We start from the raw sequence: 1,552 nt of genomic DNA on the forward strand, positions 1-1,552 counted from the left end.
GTCAATACTCAATTTTTCGATTCCAGGAATGTTTTTCGAATTGACAAAAGCAATCATTTTATCGGCTTCTTTCAACATCAAATCATAATCTTCTCCTTTCAATTCGATGCTAATAGGATAACCGGCTGGTGGGCCATTGGCATCTTTTTCGACCGTAATTGTGGCGCCGGCAATGGCTTTCACTTTAGAACGAATTTCTTCTAAAACGACTTCGGTTTTCACTTCTTCACGGAATTTGAATTCCGAGAAACTTACCGTTACTTTTCCTTTAAATGGCGTTTCCGAAGCGGAACCTGCATCTACATTTGGATTTCCAGCGCCAATTCCCACCTGAGAAACGATACTTTCTGCCAGGAAGTTTTTATCGGTTTTGGGGTCAACATATTTTTGTAAAATTCCAATGATTTGATTTTCGACAAACAAGGTCGCTTTGTTCGTTTTCTCTATCGAAGTTCCTTGTGGATATTCGATGTAAGCAATTACTTGATTCGGGATGTTGTCCGGGAAAAACAATACTTTTCTTGGGAAAACACCTAGTAAAACAAAAGAGAAAAACAACATTCCAATAATTGACACTAAGGCAATCCAAGAATTCTTTTGGGTTAGGATTTTTGCTAAAAACACTTTGTATTTTTCTTCCATTCTCGGGAAAAAGCTATGTTGAAAATCTTGTGTCCATTGGTACAATTTAAGAAAATACAACCACATTAAACCAGTAGCAATCAACAATAAATGTCCAATTCCTCTCATCAATTTACTATCATACGTATATTTCGACCCAATAAAAGCCAAAAATATTCCGAATGCCAAAAATAGAATAGTATAGAATTTTAGGTTCTTTTTAGAAATATTTCTATCTTCTATATCCATCGAACCTCCCGTCATTGCTGCATTGACAACCATCGCCACAAATAGCGAAGCGGTAAGTGTTACGGTCAAAGTCATTGGGAAATATTTCATAAATTTACCCATAGTTCCTGGCCATAAGGCAAAAGGTAAAAACGCCATCAAGGTGGTAGCTGTCGATGAAATTACGGGCCAAGCGATTTCGCCAATACCCACTTTTGAAGCCGTAACCCGATCCATTCCTTTTTTCATATTGGCAAAAACGTTGTCGACCACCACAATTCCATCATCGACTAGCATTCCTAATCCCATTACTAATCCGAACAATACCATCGTGTTCAACGTTAACCCTAAAGCCGAAAGTATAGCAAAAGCAATCATCATCGATAACGGAATTGCTGCTCCTACGAACAAGGAATTTCTAAGTCCCATTGTAAACATCAACACAATCATTACCAGAATAATCCCGAAAATAATATGATTCGACAATTCATCCACCTGATGTTCTACACGAGAAGATTGGTCGTTTGTCATTTCAATTTTCAAGTTTTTGGGCAAATAGGAAGCTTTCGCTTTTTCTACTCGTTCTTTCACCTGTTCGATAGCCGAAATCATATTTTTACCCGAACGTTTTTTCACACTAAGCATTACCACTTCATGTCCTTTTTCGCGATCGTAAGTTGTTTTTTATTTCTCTTTGGAATTT

Annotated in this window: 1 pseudogene; it reads right to left on the bottom strand. The window is 37.4% G+C overall.

Features of this window, described 5'->3' with window-relative positions:
* Nucleotides 1–1,509, bottom strand: a pseudogene (locus EKL98_RS15685) (efflux RND transporter permease subunit); the annotation flags it as partial.
* Nucleotides 1,510–1,552 lie beyond the last annotated feature (43 nt).

The organism is Flavobacterium bomense, assembly GCF_003970355.1.